The sequence below is a fragment of the Pseudoalteromonas sp. 2CM32C genome (assembly GCF_023161925.1).
GTDB lineage: Bacteria > Pseudomonadota > Gammaproteobacteria > Enterobacterales > Alteromonadaceae > Pseudoalteromonas > Pseudoalteromonas marina.
Window position 1 is genome coordinate 52,834 of record NZ_JALNTI010000002.1, and the last position, 16,396, is coordinate 69,229.

The 16,396-nt window shown below is 42.6% G+C and carries 14 protein-coding genes; 4 read left to right on the forward strand and 10 right to left on the reverse strand.

What is annotated here, in order from left to right:
* Window positions 1-70 precede the first annotated feature (70 nt).
* The 10 genes from MTF67_RS04170 to MTF67_RS04215 all read right to left on the reverse strand — a co-directional run bounded on the left by MTF67_RS04170 (window position 71) and on the right by MTF67_RS04215 (window position 10,946).
* Entirely contained in the window at window positions 71-1,357 is a 1,287-nt protein-coding gene (locus tag MTF67_RS04170) for an allantoate amidohydrolase (RefSeq protein ID WP_248518783.1), read from the reverse strand.
* A gap of 14 nt (window positions 1,358-1,371) precedes the next feature.
* The gene (locus tag MTF67_RS04175; RefSeq protein WP_248518784.1) at window positions 1,372-2,601 is read right to left on the reverse strand and encodes an alanine--glyoxylate aminotransferase family protein; all 1,230 of its coding nucleotides are present in this window, start codon (window positions 2,599-2,601) and stop codon (window positions 1,372-1,374) included.
* Window positions 2,602-2,604: 3 nt separating this feature from the next.
* A complete protein-coding gene (locus tag MTF67_RS04180; RefSeq protein ID WP_248518785.1) occupies window positions 2,605-3,429 on the reverse strand; it encodes a sulfite exporter TauE/SafE family protein in 825 nt (274 codons plus the stop codon).
* Window positions 3,430-3,440: 11 nt separating this feature from the next.
* Window positions 3,441-5,006: a gamma-glutamyltransferase gene (locus MTF67_RS04185; protein ID WP_248518786.1), complete on the reverse strand. Its 1,566-nt coding sequence runs from the start codon at window positions 5,004-5,006 to the stop codon at window positions 3,441-3,443.
* On the reverse strand, window positions 5,003-6,211 hold the full coding sequence (locus tag MTF67_RS04190) for an amidase family protein (protein ID WP_248518787.1): 1,209 nt from the start codon (window positions 6,209-6,211) through the stop codon (window positions 5,003-5,005). Before MTF67_RS04190 ends, MTF67_RS04185 begins: the two co-directional genes overlap by 4 nt.
* Before the next feature lie 340 nt (window positions 6,212-6,551).
* Complete coding sequence (locus MTF67_RS04195) at window positions 6,552-7,034, reverse strand: putative 4-hydroxy-4-methyl-2-oxoglutarate aldolase (protein WP_248518788.1); 483 nt, start codon at window positions 7,032-7,034, stop codon at window positions 6,552-6,554.
* Between the two features lie 3 nt (window positions 7,035-7,037).
* Entirely contained in the window at window positions 7,038-7,691 is a 654-nt protein-coding gene (locus MTF67_RS04200) for a TetR/AcrR family transcriptional regulator (protein WP_058429912.1), read from the reverse strand.
* A gap of 171 nt (window positions 7,692-7,862) precedes the next feature.
* Window positions 7,863-8,732 carry an alpha/beta fold hydrolase gene (locus MTF67_RS04205; RefSeq protein ID WP_006792621.1) on the reverse strand — a complete coding sequence of 290 codons (870 nt, stop codon included), beginning with the start codon at window positions 8,730-8,732 and terminating at the stop codon, window positions 7,863-7,865.
* Window positions 8,733-8,851: 119 nt separating this feature from the next.
* Window positions 8,852-9,346, reverse strand: a complete 495-nt coding sequence (locus tag MTF67_RS04210; RefSeq protein WP_248518789.1) for an ankyrin repeat domain-containing protein — start codon at window positions 9,344-9,346, stop codon at window positions 8,852-8,854.
* A 67-nt stretch (window positions 9,347-9,413) separates the two neighbouring features.
* Complete coding sequence (locus MTF67_RS04215) at window positions 9,414-10,946, reverse strand: catalase (protein ID WP_248518790.1); 1,533 nt, start codon at window positions 10,944-10,946, stop codon at window positions 9,414-9,416.
* A 364-nt stretch (window positions 10,947-11,310) separates the two neighbouring features.
* Here MTF67_RS04215 and MTF67_RS04220 point away from each other — a divergent pair, with 364 nt between their 5' ends.
* The 4 genes from MTF67_RS04220 to MTF67_RS04235 all read left to right on the forward strand — a co-directional run bounded on the left by MTF67_RS04220 (window position 11,311) and on the right by MTF67_RS04235 (window position 16,319).
* Window positions 11,311-11,979 carry an HAD family hydrolase gene (locus MTF67_RS04220; protein WP_248518791.1) on the forward strand — a complete coding sequence of 223 codons (669 nt, stop codon included), beginning with the start codon at window positions 11,311-11,313 and terminating at the stop codon, window positions 11,977-11,979.
* A gap of 134 nt (window positions 11,980-12,113) precedes the next feature.
* Entirely contained in the window at window positions 12,114-13,835 is a 1,722-nt protein-coding gene (locus MTF67_RS04225; RefSeq protein ID WP_248518792.1) for a hypothetical protein, read from the forward strand.
* Window positions 13,836-13,875: 40 nt separating this feature from the next.
* The gene (locus MTF67_RS04230) at window positions 13,876-15,399 is read left to right on the forward strand and encodes a mannitol dehydrogenase family protein (protein ID WP_248518793.1); all 1,524 of its coding nucleotides are present in this window, start codon (window positions 13,876-13,878) and stop codon (window positions 15,397-15,399) included.
* A gap of 2 nt (window positions 15,400-15,401) precedes the next feature.
* Entirely contained in the window at window positions 15,402-16,319 is a 918-nt protein-coding gene (locus MTF67_RS04235) for a carbohydrate kinase (protein ID WP_039037536.1), read from the forward strand.
* Window positions 16,320-16,396: the final 77 nt, after the last annotated feature.

The following is a 16,396-nucleotide window of genomic DNA, read 5'->3' on the forward strand; positions in this document are numbered from 1 at the left end:
AACCTCACAAGGTTAATCGTTAAATAGAGTAATACTTACATTTTAACCCCTGTATTACTTATTAGTTTCACTATTCTTTTAACGTTTGTGTATACAGTACAAGCGCGCTGTACATTACGCTGAGTGCTTTTGTTACATCCTCATCAATAACAGCTTCTGCTGGGTGATGGCTTATGCCGCCAGGGCTGCGTATAAATAGCATGCCAACGGGGCAAATTGGAGCGATTGCCATTGCATCGTGCCCTGCACCAGAGGCAAGTGAAGGCGATGCTTGGTTGTTGAGTTTACATGCGCTTGAAAACAAATGTTGAATAGTGGTGTCGCATGCAACGGCACCGGCTGCATGCGTCCATTGCCAATCAAGCGTTAAATCACGGCTAGTTGCAATTTGCTCCGCGCGAGTATGTATTGCATTAAGTAATACTGCTAGGTCGTCATCGTTTTGAGCACGCGCATCTAGGCTTATAGTCGTTTTACCGGCAATAACGTTTGTTGCGCCTGGGCGCGATTGTATTTGACCTACGGTGGCAACTTCGCCATTTTTAGCATTGTTTGCTAGTTTTTCAATTTCGGTTACTAATTCAGCGCAGCCTGCTAGTGAATCCTGCCTCAAGTTCATTGGAGTTGTACCCGCGTGGCCGCTTTGACCTGTTAATGTGATCATAGCGCGCTTGGCCCCTGCAATAGCGGTTACTACGCCTAGCGCCTGATTTACCGATTCAAGCACGGGGCCTTGCTCTATGTGGGTTTCCCAATAACCGAGTAATTCGTTTTTGTTAAGCGCAGCTTTAGCGTAATCATCTGGGTTTAGGCCAAAGTCCAGCATAGCTTGACGCATAGTAATGCCGTTTGTATCTTCTATATTTAACCACTGGGGGTCAAACTCGTTCGCCAGTGCTTTTGAGCCAATTAATGTGGTGGCAAAGCGGGTGCCTTCTTCATCACAAAAACCCACAACATCTAAATGAAACGGTAAATCAAGCTTAAGTGTATGCGCAAGGGCGGCTATTTCAATACCGAGCAACACACCTAAAATGCCATCAAATGCACCTGCGTTTGGTACGGTGTCGAGGTGTGAGCCTATAATTAAACGTTTAGCATTTGGGTTAGATGACACTAAGCGCCCCCATAAATTGCCGACTTCGTCTTGCCACGATTGCATGCCTGCCTCAGCCATCCACTCGGCAGTAACGCTATTACACTCTTTGTGCTCTTTAGATAAATACACACGGTGAATGCCACCTTGCATTTGCGATAGGCTGCTAAGTGTTTTACAACGCACTAAGGCGCGTGCAGCAAATTTATTAGCCAGCTCGCTGTTTAATAATGGCTCATGGAGGGGGCCTGCAATCGTCATGCTAAATCCTTTTTTTATTTATAATGGGTAAGGGCGGCAATAGCGGCTTCGCCCTTAGGGCCTTTATAGCCGTTGGCATGCAGGCAGGCATCTAGGCTTGCCAATGTTTGTAATACGGCATCTTTACGGGCGTTGTAGCCCATAGTGCCAATACGCCAAATTTTGCCATGCAGTGGCCCAAACGAGGTGCCAATTTCAATACCAAAGTCGATTAGCATTTGTCCGCGTACATGGTCGGCGTTAATTCCTTCGGGAATATACACACCCACTACGTTGTTCATTTTATGACTAATGTCGCCAAATAAGTTTAAGCCTAGTGCTTGAATACCCGTTAGCATGGCATCGCCATGTAATTTGTGGCGGGCAACGCAGTTATCTACGCCTTCTTCAATAACAATGCGTGCACATTCTGATGCGCAATACAGCATGCTGGTGGCTTCGGTGTGGTGGTTGAGGCGCTCCTCCCCCCAGTAATTCATGATCATGCCTAAATCAAAGTAGTTTGAGCGTACAAATGGCTCGGTGCCGTCGGTATGCTCCGCGGTACGAATACCCGCTTCTACTTTTTTGCGTTTTTGGATCCAATCGGCGCATTTATCGCTCAGTGTTAAAGGGGCAGAGCCAGACGGGCCACCTAAACATTTTTGCAAACCAACCGACAGCGCATCGAGTTTCCACTCATCGGCGGGTAAATCGTTACCCACAATTGAGGCGGTGGCATCGCAGTAAAATAATACATCGTGCTTTTGGCAAATATCACCAATGTGTTCAAGCGGCTGGTTCATGGTTGTTGAAGTATCGCCTTGCACCATGGCAAGTACATTGGGTTTTACATCAACAATGGCTTTTTCTATTTGTTCGGGGGTAAATACTTCGCCCCAGGGTACGTCTATGGTGTGTACCTTTGCGCCTACGCGCTCGGCTATTTCAACAAGCAAGTGGCCAAAGCGCCCCATAATTGGCACCAGCACTTTATCGCCCGGGCGTAAAATAGAGCATAAAACGGCTTCTATTCCTGCGCGCGATGTGCCATCAACTAACATGGTCCATTCGTTTTTGGTTTTAAATATTTCGCGATAGCGGGCCATGGTTTCGTTCATAAAACCGGTCATTACTGGGTCGTATTGGCCAATTAGCTGCGCCGACATAGCACGCAGGACACGTGGATCTGCGTTAATTGGCCCAGGCCCCATGAGTAAACGCTGCGGCGGGTTTAAAGTTTGAATTTGCGTGTTGCTAAACATATTTTAAGCTCCGATTGTCTGAATAAGCATGCGAATGCCCGTTATCATTAATACAACGGCAAAAGCGCGTTTTAATTGTTTTTGATCCAGCTTGCTACCAATTTTTACGCCAATAGGCGCAAACAAAATAGTGAGTGGAATAATAAGTAAAAAGGCAGGGAGGTTAACTAACCCCCACGTACCTAGGGGAGCATCGGTTGGCGTTTTGCCAATACTTAATAAGGTAATTACGCCAGGTAGCGCAATCAATAAGCCAAATACGGCTGCAGTGCCTACGGCAACATGGGCACGTACGTTAAATGCACTAAGCATGGGCACGCCAATTGTGCCGCCGCCTATGCCTATCATGACCGATAAGCCACCAACAATACTTGCCATTATGCCTTGGCCAAATTTACCTGGTAACTTACTTACAAGGGCAGGGGCGCCGGCTCTAAATAACATGTTAAGGCTAACTAAAATAGCAATACACGCAAACATAAGTACCAGTGCATTACCACGTATTGAGTGCGCTAAGTAGCTGCCTACAACGGCCATTACTAAAATAAACGGCGCCCAGTATTTAATTAAAGCAAGGTCAATGTTTCCCTTTGCATGGTGCGAGCGAATAGACGAAATAGACGTAGGCACTATGGTGGCAAGCGATGTCGCTGTGGCTATCATCATGGCCGACTCAGGGCTTACGCCAAAGCCTTGCAGCAAAAAGTACAGCACAGGCACGATAACAATACCGCCGCCTACGCCAAAAAGTCCTGCTAAAATTCCGGCAAAAATCCCGGTTGCTATTAAGGCCACAATAATTGGCCATTGGTTTATTATTTCTGTCATGTGTGTTCCTACTACGTTGATGAAACAGTTGCACGGCCATCAGAGCGAGGATCCGTTGCAGCTTCAAGGGTTGTAGGTGTATCTAAAATAGCACCTGCGTGACCCATCATTTCGTTATTGTCCTCGACACTTACCCAGTCGTGGCCACGTTTATTCAATTCATTGTCTATTTGGGCAGCGAGGCTGTGTTCTATTTTTAAATTTGTGCTGGTGTCGCCCCATGTGCGGCCAAGTAACCAGCGCGGATCGCTTACCGCTTGGTTAATTGATTTATTTCGCCACGCGTATCCGGCAAATACAGCGGCTTGAGTTTGTGGTTGGCCTTCACCACCCATAGTGCCGTAGGCAAGGCGTCTGCCATCGTCAAACTTAGCCATAGCTGGGTTAAGGGTATGTGCTGGGCGTTTATGTGGCGCTAGTGCATTGGTATCTTTAGTGTTTAAGCTAAAGCTTAAACCGCGGTTATTCCATACAAACCCGCCTTCGCTCATGAGTATGCCGCTACCAAATTCCCAGTAAATACTTTGAATAAAGCTCACTAGTTGGCCGTTCTTATCACGTGCTGCCATCCAGACGGTATCGCCGGGCTGGGCATCAAACGGCCATTTTTTGGCGGTATTCATATCAATATTGTTGGCAAGCTCGGTTAAACGCTCATCAGTTAATGCGTTTTTATAATCATCGCCAAGCGCTTTAGGGTCGGCCCAAAGCGTTGGTCGGTGCGTAAAGCTTTGCTTGGTGGCTTCTACAATTAAGTGGGTCCAATCGGCCTCGGTGTTAGCTTTGTGTTTTAGCTTATTAACGGTTCCGATTATTTGTAGCGAATGTACGCCTTGAGTAGGTGCAGGTAAGTTGTAGCAATTAATACCCGACAAATTAGCATTTAGCGGGCTTACTACATCGGCTTGCGTGTTGGCAATATCATTTGGGGTAATAATGCTGCCAGCTTTGGCTAAATCGGCTGCAAACGATTCGGCAAGTTCGCCTTCATAAAAAGCGTTTAAGCCGTGCTTTGCCAAATGCTCAAAAGTATTGGCCAGTTGTGGGTTTTTAAAATTTTGGCCTGCTTGTAACGGTTTACCGTTGGGTATGTATAGCGCTTTAAAGGCATCGTTTGTACTGGTAACCGTCGCGAGTTTTTCACAGCCTGCTTGCAAACTTTTGGTAACAGTAAACCCTTCGCGGGCAAGTTTGATAGCTGGGGCTAAAATAGTACTTAGCGAAAGGGCTGCGTGCTCATCTAATTCAAGGGCTTTTTGCCAGCCACGAAGTGTAGCCGCTTGAGTCAATGCACTTAAACCTCCACGCTCTGGTATGTGTTGCTCATTGCTGTAGGCATCTACATTTTTAGGTGCGCGCCCGCATGCATCAATTGCGGTGGGTGTGCTTTGGTTTGGGTTGTCAATAAGCCAAAAACTGTCGCCACCAATTGAGTTCATATGTGGGTAAACCACGCTAATAGCAGCGGCTGCTGCAACCATAGCCTCGGTGGCTGTGCCGCCTTGTTTTAGTATAAAGGTGCCTGCCTCGGTCGCTGAGAAGTGCGGGGCCGTAAAGGCAATGTTGTGTGCGTTCATGTGAGAGTTTCCTGTTTAAAATATGCAGCTAGTTGTGTTGCGCAGGCAAGTAAGCTTTTATCGTTATTGTGGCTCATCATGAGTGAAAACCCATATGGATGGCCATTTGCTAGATTAGCCAATGGTAAGTGAACTTGCGCCGAGCGGCTCAAGCCCGCAATAGCCGATAGCGTAATTATTTGCATGCGTAAGGCGCTTGTGTCGGCGCCCAATTTAGGTGCGGTTGTTGGGGTTGTTGGCAAAAATAAGCAGCTAGTTGAATTTAGGTTTTTAGCAATTAATGTTTGCCATTGGGTTTGAACGTTAAGTGCTTCTTTTTCTTCTTGAGTGGTTAGTGCCAATGCCATTTTAAAACGGGCTGCAATTGCCGGAGCAAACTGGGGAGGCTGCTCCGGCAACTGAAGCCAATCTTTGTGCGCTTTAGCAATAGCACGTCCTTGCAATATTCTAAAACTATCAGCGAGTTCGCTTAATAAGCTGATGTTAGGTAGTTCAAATTCTTTGTGGTGTTTAAAATAAGGTTTGGTTTTTTTAAGCAATTGTTTAAGTGGTGCTTGTAAAGCTGGGCTGACTAGCTCAAATAAGGGCTCACAAGTAACCAAGGTATTTACACTATTAATAGCTTGGTTTGGTAACAGTACATTGCCTACTTTTTCTAATAGTTCTGCGTTTTGGGTAAGCCAACCAATAGTATCAAAAGGCGGTGCTAGCGGAATTAGGCCGTCTTTTTCAATTACGTTATGGCTTGGCCTAATACCAAATAAACCGCAATAACTTGCGGGTATTCTAATAGAGCCTCCGGTATCGGTGCCCAACCCGATGTCAGCTAAATTGCCGGCTACTGCGGCGGCCGATCCCATACTAGAACCACCGCATGCATGCCCTTTTATTTTGGGGTTTTGTGCTGCGCCATAGTGAGTATTATTACCTTCTAAGCTATAGGCAAGCTCGTCGGTATGGGTAAAACCTTTAAAAATACAGCCAGCATCCATTAATTTGTTAACACTACTTGTTGTTTGCTGGGCAGGTTTTGCTGCTTTAAACCAGCTAGGGTTACCTGCGCTGTTGCGCTCGCCTTTAACTGCAAATACATCTTTTACAGCTAGGCGCTTAGTGCTTAGTGTGCCCGTTTGACTTGATTGCCAATTACTGGGTCCATGGTCACAAAATATACCTGTGTTTTTAGTTTTTAATTGCGTGTTCATTTTGTAACCCATCTACATAAAACTGACCAAATGGTTATTTACTAATTTTAAATTGAGTAAAAGAGAATAGTGTTGTTATTTTTTTCGGCTCTCTACGTAATATCTTATTTTTATTAACTGAGCACTAATTGTACTTTGCATCGGTGGTTTCGGTTTTAGCGAACTTAGTATAAGCAAAACAAATGCCAAAAATAGATTCTTGTCCGATTGGTCAGGTTTTTGGGGGTTGCAGAGGGGGATTTATAATTTTGAAGTTTTAAAGTGGGTGTTTTTAAGCGCAAAACAAACCAACTTGGTGCATTGTTGCACCAAACTGGTTGTTATTATTTACACGAATTTATTAAATAAGGGGGGATTTACTAATTATTAGGCCATTAACGTCGCCATACAGCCAATCGTTTGGTGCTATTGCGGTATTTAGCATATTAATAACTTGGTCTTGATCGCCAAAACCGCGCTTAAGTGTGCTACGAGGGGTTGAACCAATCGCCATTACAGGTAAATCCATTGTTGCAAGTATTTCTATATCGCGGCAACAACCATTTATTACAACACCTTCCCAGCCATTTTGTAGCGCGCGTTCGGCCATAATGTCGCCAATAAAAGCAAAACGTTTGCTAGCAAACCCATCAATTACTAACACTTTCCCTTTACCATCTTGATGAAGAACATCGGCGGCAAACGAGTTGTCTTCTGGGCAGGTTACCGTTACTGCTTGGCCACTAAAGGTTGTTTTTTTACCAAAGTGGCGCAATCCACTATCTGCTACTTGAACCGAGTTGCGGTGATCGTCGAATAGGTCAGGGGTTGTAAAGTTTTCCATGTGTTAGGCCTCGTTTGGGGCGGGTATTTTTAAGCCAATACCTTTTAAAATTATGTGGGCAATTGATTGTGTTATTTGTGCCACGTCGGTTTCATCATATTCTAATTTGTTCATGACTAGCAGTACTTCTGCTTGAAAGTCTGCGTAGTATTGTGTTGTTGACCAAATAGTAAATAAAAGGTGATGGGGGTCCACTTGGTCTATTTTTTTTGCGTCCATCCAGGATTGAAACACATCAATTTTTTGTTTAACCCAAGGCCGTGTATTTGTTCTAAAGTAGTTTTGTAAATAGGGGGCGCCACGCAAAATTTCATTGGCAAATAAACGAGACTGAAGAGGTTGGTTCACGGCAAGTATTACTTTACTTTTTATGTAGTTATAAAGCACTGCTGCGGGGTCGTCTTCAGCGGTGACGTTATCAAGGCCTAAGTTCCAATTTGCTATTATTCTGTCTATTACCGCTTCGTAAAGGCCATCTTTGCTTTTAAAGTAATACAGTATGTTAGCTTTTGGAACGCTAGCCTCTTTTGCAACCATGCTCATGCTTGCGCCGTCATACCCATTAAGAGAAAATAATTGCTCGGCGGCATTTAATATAAGCAGTTGGTTTTTTTCCCGAGTGACTTCTTTTTTATTTGGTTTTATTTGTGTGGTCATTATTGATTGTGCGTGTTTAACGTGTTGATTGATTGTAGCTTTACTGACCGAAAGGTCAATTACTAAAGTGGCTTTAAATTTAACAGCACGTAAATATGCTTAGGTATGCAGAGGTTAGATGGAGTTAGCAGGTGTGTGTTTAGCGTATAGGGAGCTAAACACACCATGGTGTTAAATACTATGTTTGTTTAGCCAGTCTAGTGCTAAAGGCCATAAAGCGGCAGACCTTTTACTAAAAAACTTCATGTGGCCAATATCTTTCAGGTTATATTCACTGGGCGTTAAATGTAGCGTTTGTGCGTTAAGTTTTGGAAAAACAGAAAGCATATCAGCAACATTATCGTTATTTGCTATATCATCATCGCTGGCATTAATCCAAAGGGAAGGCATGGCTAGTTCATTATAAAAATGTTGAAATACTGTATTGCCAAATGCTGATTTAACATACCCTTGTGCGTTACACCATTTTTGCCACTGTTGAGCTACGCCTTTAGGTAAAGGCTCGCCCATACCAAACCATTGTGATTTAGTATGGCCAAATAGTGCATTACTCACCGGAATAACCCCATTCATAAAAAAGTGTGCTTTTACCTGATACGCTAAGCGCATATTGGTTAACTTGCCCGACGAACACGCAAAGTTGAACAGTGAGCTGAGTTGAGTGGCATTGTGCATTAAACCTACTAGCTGCCCGCCGGCACTGTGACCTATCAAATGGTAGTGGGTATTCGGAAATGTTTTTTGAAGTTGTTCTAGCACTGCGGGCATATCCTGCTCGCCCCACGATTGCAAATTCGCTTTACTATTTTTAATGCTGCCTTTAAGTGATTGGCCTATTCCGCTGTTGTCAAACGTAATAACGGCAAATCCATTTTGCTGCAAGTAAGTAGCAAAGTTTGCATAAAATTGCTGCTTAATCCCCGTTGCAGGTGCAATCATTACTGCGCCTTTTATGGTGCCTTCTGGTTTAAATACATGCGCGCTTAATGTTTGCCTGTTATTACAGGTAATAGTGATGTGATCAAAGTGTGGTGTGGCCATTAGAGTTATTATTTTCCATATAAAGTACACAGTTGAAAAGAATAACTGGTTAGACCAGCAAAGGCAATAATACTATTTTTCCCGTGTTCATGTCCTAATGGCAAAAAATCAAAAACAAGCTATTTTGCGTCACTATTCACCTGCGCTAGTAAGTCGAGTACTTTTTGTTGACCAAAAGTTTGTGCAAATTGCTCTGCTGTTTGGCCGGCTTTGTTTTGATGGGCGTTATCGCAATCAAGGCTGACAAGTGTTTTAGCTATGCTAAATTCGCCTCTAAATATAGCGGCCATTAGCGCTGTGTTCCCGCGGTTGTCTTCAAGGCAGGCATTAGCACCTAATTGCAGTAAGGTATTTACCGTGCTTTTATTACCATGGTAGGTGGCAATCATGAGGGCAGTGTAGCCCTTGTTGTTGAAACTATTAATAGGAATGCCAGCATCAACAAACTGCGTTATTACGGCGGTGTCGTCAGTACGTGCGGCTGCAAAGTAATAAGCAAGTAAGCTGTCGTATTGCGACTGGGCGGTGCTTTGTTCCGTAACAGGGCTTTGTGGTTCATTGGCAAAGCCTGAAAAGCTCATCACTAAAGTAAATATAATAAGTAATTTACGCATACTGTTTACCTTTTTAAAAAAGAGGAAAGCTAGGCTTTCCTCAATAACTTACAGGTTGGGTAAAATATTAAAGTTTAGCGGCTAGTTGCTTAACTTGTTTCATGTCGCCGTTTACGGCTTTAGTTAAGCGTGTACCGTATTCGCTATCTGCTTTGTAGAAGTAGCTGAGCATTTTGTGCTTTACTTTGCTGTCTTTCACTTTGCCTAAATCGCCGGCTAAGTTGTTAACTAAGTTAGTGCGTTCTTGCTTACTAAAGCCACGGTAAAGTACGCCAGCTTGTGCGAAGTTTTGCTGCTTTTTAATCGCGGCTTGTTGTACAAAACCTTTAAGTTCAGTGTTGCTTCTACGTGCAATTGGGTTTTCTGCAACGTTTTCGTGACTTGGTTGGTAGTTCACATTACTTGTTGTATTGCCGTAGTTCATTGCGCCGTCTTGGTTGTAGTTAACCACATCAACTTTTGCGCGGTTAATTGGCAATTGTTGGTGGTTAGCACCTAAGCGGTACATTTGTGTATCTGAGTATGAAAACACACGCCCTTGTAATAGTCTGTCTTCAGATGGCTCAATACCCGGGATTACATTTGCCGGTGCCATTGCAACTTGTTCTGTAGATTGAAAGAAGTTAGTTGGCATACGGTTTAAGGTCATTGTACCCACTTTTGTTTCTTTAACGTCTAACCACATTTTTGTTGCATCTAATGGGTTGTAATCAAAGTCATCTAACTGCGATGGGTCAAGTGTTTTAATGTATAGGTCCCACTTAGGGAAGTTGCCTTTACCAATTTCGGTGTACAGGTCGCGTGTTAAGTGTTGAAAATCTTTTCCTTGTACTTCGGCTACTTCTTTTGAATCTAGGTTGTCGATACCTTGTTGGCTTACCCAATGAAACTTAACGTATTTAACATCGCCTGATTTATTAATCATTTTATATGCATGTACGCCCCAACCATCCATTTTACGTAAGCTTGCTGGTGTACCGTAGTCGCTGTATACCCAAGTTAACATGTGAGTAGAGCCCGGCTCGTACGAGAAAAACTCAAATAAACGGTTAGGATCTTGAATGTTATCTACCGGAGATGGCTTTAACGAGTGAACCATATCTGGGAATTTAATCGCGTCACGGATAAAGAACACAGGTAAGTTGTTACCTACTAAATCCCAGTTACCTTGGTCTGTGTAAAATTTTGTAGCAAAACCACGAGGATCACGCAGCGTTTCAGGGCTACCTTTTGAGTGAATTACTGATGAAAAACGAACAAATACGTCTGTTTCTTTACCTGCTTCTGCAAATGGCGCCGCAATTGTTAAATCGTCTAGTTCTTTTGAGGCTACAAACACGCCGTGTGCGCCAGTTCCTCGCGCATGCACTACACGTTCAGGGATACGCTCGCGTGCAAAACGTTGCAGCTTTTGAATTAGGTGTACGTCTTCAAGCAATACACTGCCGCGCTCACCGGCGGTCATTGAGTTTTGATTATCGCCAACAGCTGCGCCGTTGTCTTTTGTAAGAGTGGTAACCGCACTTGCAGGTAATGCCACTGCAAGGGCTAATGCGCTTAAAGTTAATTTAGTTTTTGTTGTGTTTATTTGAGTTTTCATTGTCGACCTCATTATTTAAAAGTGCCGGCAGTGTTGCTGGCTGTTTAACTGTTAACGAGTGTATGGGTTAAATTTATTTCGGTAAAATTGATTGTTTAGATTGCAACAATCAAAAAAGTAGATTGGCATCTGCAGTAAATACACTTGTTGTGAATACGGCATGCGATTTTAGTCGTAACAGCTAAAATCAAAACTAATGAAAATCAACAGCTTTTTTATTGAGGTGTTGATTATTTGAACTATGCAGCGAGTTTTTAAGTTCACAACGTGTTGACATATTATAATAATAAAGAGAATATGCTCACTCTCTGGGCTTATGCTCAGGTTTGTGTTTGCATAAAACTAAATGCAATAAGGTAAAAAAATGAACCCTAAAATTGAACTGGTTATTTTTGACTGTGATGGCGTTGTAATTGACAGCGAAGTTTTAAGTGCGCAAGTGCTCATCGATATGCTTGTTGATAAAGCGGTGTTTATTGACCGTGCTTATGTACAAGAACATTTTTTAGGGTGCAATTTTAAAGCGGTTACTCAAAAGATAGCTGATGCTTTTAATGTTGAATTGCCAGAGCGGTTTGAAGCTGATTATAGAAATGCACTTTTACATGAGTTTGAAACAGCCCTAATGCCCACAGATGGCATTAAAAAGGTATTGGCTAATTTAGCTACACCTAGTTGTATAGCAACTAGTAGCAGCCCTGCACGAACAGAAAAAGCATTAAGCGTAGTTAAATTGAGTCATTATTTTGATGAGGTGTTTACTTCAAGTGAAGTAAAAAATGGCAAACCTGCGCCGGATTTATTTTTACACGCCGCTAAAAAAATGGGGGTTAGTCCAGCCCATTGCTTGGTAATAGAAGACTCTATAGCGGGCGTGAGTGCAGCGCTTGCCGCAAACATGCAAGTACTTCATTACAGCGGTGGAGGGCATATGCAAGGAGCTGTTAATTTTGTTCACAAGGCACACCCCGAGGTTGCTCATTTAACAGATTGGAAAGCGTTTTATGAAATGTATCCAACCCTAAAAATATAAAAACAGCGTTGATTTAGTCCCACACTGACATGAATGACGTTGTTTAAGAATTTTCGAGGTTGTGTGCGTAGCCGCACACACAACTAAATGCACGTTTTTGTGATTATTATCGTGTTAAAACAATAGGAAGTACCATGGCAACGAGTCCACACACACACACGTTTAAAGATGTAAATGAAGAGCAACTTCCCGTTGCTAATAATAAGCTTCATGGTTGGAAGCATTTTGCCGGTTTATACGCGGGTGAGCATGTTGCAGCCACTGAGTTTGTTATTGGTGCAACATTTGTTGCACTGGGTGCATCAACAATCGACATTTTACTAGGTTTATTAATTGGTAATTTATTAGCAATGTGTTCTTGGTGGCTAATTACAGCGCCAATTGCAGTAGAGACGCGTTTAAGCTTATATAATTATTTGAACAAAATTGCTGGTAACTCAATGACTAAGCTCTATAACTGGGCTAACGTCATTATTTTTAGTGTTATATCGGCGGCGATGATTACGGTATCGTCCACTGCGGTTCGATTTTTATTTGATATTCCCGCACAGTTAGATTGGTACCCAAATAGTTTAGTGTTTGTGGGTATTGTTTTAGCCGTTGGCTCTATTGTTGTATTTGTGGCTATGTATGGTTTTTCTACTGTAGCTGACTTTTCTAAAATTTGTGCACCTTGGCTATTTGTTATTTTTATAGCGGGCTCGTTTGCACTTTTCCCTGAACTTTCAAATCATGTAATTGGGTCAACCACGTTAACCAGCTTTAGTGACTTTATGACCATTGGCGACTCATCCATATGGACAGGTACGAATGCAGAAGGGGAGCAGGGAATTGGCCTACTTGAGGTAATTGGTTTTGCCTGGGCTGCTAACTCTATTACTCACTTTGGTTTAATTGATATGGCGATTTTTAGATTCGCCAAGCGCAAAAGCTATGGTTTGTTCTCGGGCGTAGGCATGTTTTTTGGTCATTACTTAGCGTGGATCTCTGCCGGTATTATGGGTGCAGGTGTTGCGGTATTACTTAAAACAACTATTTCATCACTCGATCCGGGCGATGTGGCTTACCACGCATTAGGTTGGACTGGGTTTGTTATTGTAATTATTGCAGGTTGGACTACAGCTAACGCAAACCTATATCGTGCAGGTCTTGCGGCGCAATCTATTTTTGTAAACCACTCTCGTGAGCGCACAACCGCTATTGTAGGGAGTGTGACCGTAGTTATTGCATGTTTCCCGTTCGTATTTTCTCAAATGCTACCTTTACTTACTTATGCTGGCTTATTGGTTGTGCCTGTTGGGGCGATTGTATTTGCCGAGCATGTATTATTTCCTAAAATTGGCTTAACGCGCTACTGGGCTAAATACAAAGACATAACTCGAAGTGTGCCGGCCATTGCGTCTTGGGCGTTAGCGTTAGTGTTTGGCTTTGGTTTAAATGCGCTAGATGTTATGTCGTTTTATTACTTATTTATACCTACCTGGTTTTTTACCATTGTTGTTTACACGCTGCTAGCGAAAAAATATGGCGCTGGGGAAGACTACAAACAACATATAGCTGCCGAGGAACAAGAGCAACGTGATATTAAAGCGTATCAAGCAGCGCAGGCGAAAGACATTCCAAAACCTGTAGTTGATGGTTCTATGTTTACTAGAGTGCTTAATGCGGTTTCGACTATTTCACTTGTCATTATTTGTATATTTGCGAGCCAAGTCATGTTTTTTAGCGACACAATGAGCATATATAGCGCAAACAAATTGCAGTTTGAGATAGCGTGTTTCATCTGTACGGTTATCTATTTTGTTACCGCTTATTGGTCATTAAAACGCCATAAAGCGCTCAATGCTGCATTGTAATTTACACGTTTTTTAATTTTTGTTTTAGTAAGGCCGCACCATGACACAACATCACACTAATGCCCATGTTAAAGGGCTAAACCAACAAAGTTTGGCATATATGCCAAGCCATGTAGACACCCCTAGCTACGACCGCAGTAAAGTAAAAGCAGGTATAGTTCACATTGGCGTTGGCGGTTTTCACCGTGCTCACCAAGCCATGTATATTAATGAGTTATTAAAAACGCCAGGTTCTGAGCAATGGGGTATTTGTGGTGTAGGCTTGCTTGAAGCAAATCGTGGACTTCGCGATGTATTAAAGCAGCAAGACTACCTTTACACATTAACGGTAAGACACCCAAATGGGACAATAGACAATACCGTTATAGGTTCTATGATTGATTTTTTGTTTGCGCCTGAAAACAAACAAGCTGTTATCAATAAGCTCGCACACCCTGATACTAAAATTGTGTCTTTAACTATTACTGAAGGCGGATACAACTTTAACCCAGTAACGGGTGAGTTTGATTATGCAAACCCAGACATAATTAACGACATTAATAATCCAAACGATCCTATTACTGCATTTGGATATATAGCAGCTGCGTTGAAGCTACGTAAAGAACAAGGCCTTAATGCGTTTACAGTGCAGTCGTGCGATAACATTCAACATAATGGCAATGTAACGCGCAAAATGTTACTCGCTTTTGCCGCAGAGCAAGATGCAGCATTAAGTGAATGGATTGCTGCTAATGTAATGTTTCCCAATGCTATGGTAGACCGAATTACGCCAGTATCTAAACAAAGTGATATTGACTACGTTGTTGATGCTTACGGTGTTAGCGATGAATGGCCAATAACGTGTGAATCGTTTACACAATGGGTAATTGAAGATTCATTTTGTGACGGGCGGCCAAATTGGGATAACGCTGGTGCTCAATTTGTAAAAGATGTAACCCCTTTTGAAACCATGAAAATTCGCTTATTAAATGCAGGCCACTCAGTACTGGGTTTACTGGGGTCTGTACATGGCTATGGCACAATTGACGAAACAGTATCAGATCCCTTATTTGCAAAGTACTTACGTGCGTTTATGGATAAAGAAGTAACGCCTAACCTAGAGCAATTAGAAGGCATTGATCTTGAAATCTACAAAGACACACTTATTGAGCGTTTTGCAAACCCTAATATTAAAGACAGCTTATCGCGTATTTGTTCGGAGAGTGCAGCTAAACTACCTAAGTTTTTAATTGCGACTATTAACGAAAACCTAGCGCAAGGGCGAGATGTATCACTAGCTACACTCGTTATTGCTGCATGGTGTTTTTATAGCGACAGAGGGGAAGATGAGCAAGGCAATACGCTTGAAGTAATTGATGCAATGCAAAGCGAGCTTCATGAAGCTGCTGCTAAAACGACGACTGATGATGACCTTGCATTTTTATCGCTAACAAGCTTATTTGGCGATTTAAACACGCAAAGCGCCTTTACGTCTCACTACAAAAACAATGTAGACGCGTTATACGCACCAGCAAGCAAAATTAAAGCAATTATGAAAAACGTGCTTGAGCCTAAAGGTAACTAATAATGAGCATTTTAATTGATTCTAAACAAGGTAAGGACGTAAGCGTAAGTTGTTTTGGCGAAGTGCTATGGGATTGTTTTGCAACAGGTAAACGCTTAGGTGGTGCACCATTAAACATGTGTGTGCGCATTAACTCATTAGGTATTAAAGCCGACATGATAAGCGCAGTAGGTAACGATGAATTAGGTACTGAGCTTCTTGGCGAAATTAAAGCAAAAGGCGTTAGTTGCGATTATATTGCCGTTAATAACGACAAAAAAACCAGCATCGTACAAGTTACTTTAGACAAAAGCGGTTCAGCCAGCTACGAAATAGTCGCTGATACGGCGTGGGACAACATTACTCTTACTGGTTCACTTATTGAAAAAGTAAAAGCAAGTGATGTATTTGTATTTGGCAGCCTAATTGGCCGCAGTGAAGCCTCACTTGCTACGCTAAACCAGCTAGTTGATGTAGCTAACTTTAAAGTGTTTGACGTAAATTTACGCGCCCCGCATTACACGTTAGACACGCTAGTAGATTTAATGAATAAAGCAGATTTTATCAAGTTAAACGATGAAGAGCTTTACGAAATTGCCAAAGCAATGGGGTGTAAGTTCCATTCGCTTGAGCAAAACCTAGCATTTATTGCAGAGCAAACTAACACTGAATATTTATGTGTAACCAAAGGCAGTCACGGCGCACTGTTAACTGTTAAGGGCCAAAATTATTATAATTCAGGCTATTTAATTAGTGTTGTAGACACAGTGGGCGCTGGGGATTCATTCTTAGGTTCATTGATATATCAATTATGTAGCAGCGATTGTGCTCAGCATGCGGTTGATTTTGCCTGTGCTGTAGGGGCTATGGTTGCAGAAAGTGCAGGTGCTACACCTACATTGACTCATGAAAAAATTAACGAATTTATGCGTCCTCTTTAAAAAAATTGTGTGTTGAAAGCGGCTTAAGCAATATGCTTAGCCGCTTTTTTTTGCCTAAAAATAGTGTGGTAAGCATA

What these genes read in the sequence shown, in the direction of transcription:
- MTF67_RS04170 (WP_248518783.1), bottom strand. Translation starts at nt 1,357, where the DNA reads ATGACGATTGCAGGCCCCCTCCATGAGCCATTATTAAACAGCGAGCTG.
- MTF67_RS04175 (WP_248518784.1), bottom strand. Translation starts at nt 2,601, where the DNA reads ATGTTTAGCAACACGCAAATTCAAACTTTAAACCCGCCGCAGCGTTTA.
- MTF67_RS04180 (WP_248518785.1), bottom strand. Translation starts at nt 3,429, where the DNA reads ATGACAGAAATAATAAACCAATGGCCAATTATTGTGGCCTTAATAGCA.
- MTF67_RS04185 (WP_248518786.1), bottom strand. Translation starts at nt 5,006, where the DNA reads ATGAACGCACACAACATTGCCTTTACGGCCCCGCACTTCTCAGCGACC.
- MTF67_RS04190 (WP_248518787.1), bottom strand. Translation starts at nt 6,211, where the DNA reads ATGAACACGCAATTAAAAACTAAAAACACAGGTATATTTTGTGACCAT.
- MTF67_RS04195 (WP_248518788.1), bottom strand. Translation starts at nt 7,034, where the DNA reads ATGGAAAACTTTACAACCCCTGACCTATTCGACGATCACCGCAACTCG.
- MTF67_RS04200 (WP_058429912.1), bottom strand. Translation starts at nt 7,691, where the DNA reads ATGACCACACAAATAAAACCAAATAAAAAAGAAGTCACTCGGGAAAAA.
- MTF67_RS04205 (WP_006792621.1), bottom strand. Translation starts at nt 8,732, where the DNA reads ATGGCCACACCACACTTTGATCACATCACTATTACCTGTAATAACAGG.
- MTF67_RS04210 (WP_248518789.1), bottom strand. Translation starts at nt 9,346, where the DNA reads ATGCGTAAATTACTTATTATATTTACTTTAGTGATGAGCTTTTCAGGC.
- MTF67_RS04215 (WP_248518790.1), bottom strand. Translation starts at nt 10,946, where the DNA reads ATGAAAACTCAAATAAACACAACAAAAACTAAATTAACTTTAAGCGCA.
- MTF67_RS04220 (WP_248518791.1), top strand. Translation starts at nt 11,311, where the DNA reads ATGAACCCTAAAATTGAACTGGTTATTTTTGACTGTGATGGCGTTGTA.
- MTF67_RS04225 (WP_248518792.1), top strand. Translation starts at nt 12,114, where the DNA reads ATGGCAACGAGTCCACACACACACACGTTTAAAGATGTAAATGAAGAG.
- MTF67_RS04230 (WP_248518793.1), top strand. Translation starts at nt 13,876, where the DNA reads ATGACACAACATCACACTAATGCCCATGTTAAAGGGCTAAACCAACAA.
- MTF67_RS04235 (WP_039037536.1), top strand. Translation starts at nt 15,402, where the DNA reads ATGAGCATTTTAATTGATTCTAAACAAGGTAAGGACGTAAGCGTAAGT.